The organism is Streptomyces sp. NPDC054956 (assembly GCF_053609185.1).
The window spans coordinates 1-1,566 of record NZ_JBSGXB010000623.1 but is presented as its reverse complement, the minus strand read 5'-3'; the positions used below and the strand labels follow the sequence as shown (position 1 = coordinate 1,566).

The 1,566-nt window shown below is 75.5% G+C and carries 2 protein-coding genes; both read left to right on the top strand.

Annotated elements, in window-relative coordinates; translation table 11 throughout:
* Positions 1-223 precede the first annotated feature (223 nt).
* Positions 224-475: a DUF3263 domain-containing protein gene (locus ACWGDE_RS38835; protein ID WP_453393801.1), complete on the top strand. Its 252-nt coding sequence runs from the start codon at positions 224-226 to the stop codon at positions 473-475.
* Between the two features lie 53 nt (positions 476-528).
* Positions 529-1,377: a trehalose-phosphatase gene (gene otsB, locus ACWGDE_RS38830; RefSeq protein WP_453393800.1), complete on the top strand. Its 849-nt coding sequence runs from the start codon at positions 529-531 to the stop codon at positions 1,375-1,377.
* The last annotated feature ends 189 nt before the right edge of the window (positions 1,378-1,566 follow it).

Sequence of the window (1,566 nt, the reverse complement as noted above, 5' to 3'; positions counted from 1 at the left end):
GCGTGCGCGCACCACGCCCCGGCGCGGGCCGGGGGGGGGGGCGGGGGCGGGGGGGGGGGTGGGGTGTCGTCCGGGACTGCATGATTTTTGGCGACCCCTGTTGGCTTCGGAGGGTTCGGGCCTCTGACGCGCCACAAATCACGTTTTACGTCCCGGACGACACCCCACCCCGCCCCCGTCCCCGACCTCTGCGGGTGTCGGTGGGCGGCGTTAATCTGGCCGTATGACGGATGAGGGGCGGCGGTCGGAGGCCGGGCTGACCGGCGACGAGGCGGCTGTGCTCGCCTACGAAGGGCGCACCTGGCCGGGGCCCGGTGCCAAGGAGCGGGCCATACGGGAAGGGCTGGGGATGGCACCGGTCCGGTACTACCAGCTGCTCAACGCGCTGATCGACGACCCCAGGGCGCTGCGGCACGCGCCGGGCACCGTGAACCGGCTGCGACGCATCCGCGAAGCCCAGCGGGCGCGGCGGTAGCGGTCTTCCGCGCGCCGTAGCCGTGGCCCGGCGGGGCCGTTAGGGTCGAGCGTATGGGGAGCCATCCGCACGATCTGCCGATGCCCGTCACCGCCGCCGGACGCGAGGGACTCCAAGCCCTCCTGCACGCACCGCACCGCTCCGTCGTCGCCCTCGACTTCGACGGCACCCTCGCCGACATCGTTCCCGACCCCGACCAGGCCAGGGCCCACCCCGGAGCCGTCGCCGCGCTGTCCGCGCTCGCCCCCGAAGTGGGGTCCGTCGCGGTCGTCACCGGCCGGCCGGCGGGGGTCGCCGTCCGGTACGGAGGCTTCGCGGGTGTCCCGGGCCTGGAACACCTGGTGGTCCTCGGCCACTACGGAGCCGAGCGGTGGGACGCCGTGAGCGGCATAGTGCACGCCCCCGCCGAACACCCCGGGGTGGCGGCGGTACGGGCGGAACTGCCGGGATTCCTGGACGCGATCGGCGCGTGGCGCGGCACGTGGATCGAGGAGAAGGGCCAGGCGCTGGCCGTCCACACCCGCAGGGCGGACGACCCCGCGGCCGCCTTCGCCGCCCTGCGCGAGCCCCTGGCGGGGCTGGCGGCCCGCCACGGCCTGATGGTCGAGCCGGGCCGGGCGGTACTGGAACTTCGGCCGCCGGGGATGGACAAGGGCGTCGCGCTCACGGAGTACCTCGCGGAGGTGGGGGCGGAGGCGGTCCTGTACGCCGGGGACGACCTCGGGGACCTCGCGGCGTTTTCGGCGGTGGAGAAGCTGAGGGCTGGGGGGATGCCGGGGTTGCTGGTGTGCAGTGGCTCCGTGGAGGTTCCTGAGCTCGCGGCCCGCGCGGACCTGACGCTGTCCGGCCCCTCGGAGGTCGTGGCCTTCCTGGCCGCCCTGGCCGCGGCCATCTCCGCCTGACGGGGCGCGGCCGCATCTCACCGGCCCGGCCGCGGGTGTTCCGCTGCGCGGGGCGAAGTCCCCTACCCGCCCTTCCACCGTTCCCAGGGCTCCGCCCTGACCCGCCGGCCCCGGGCTGCGCCCGGACCCCTGGGGCTCCGCCCCAGACCCCGCGCCTCAAACGCCGGCGGGGCTGGAATTGCCCCGGCG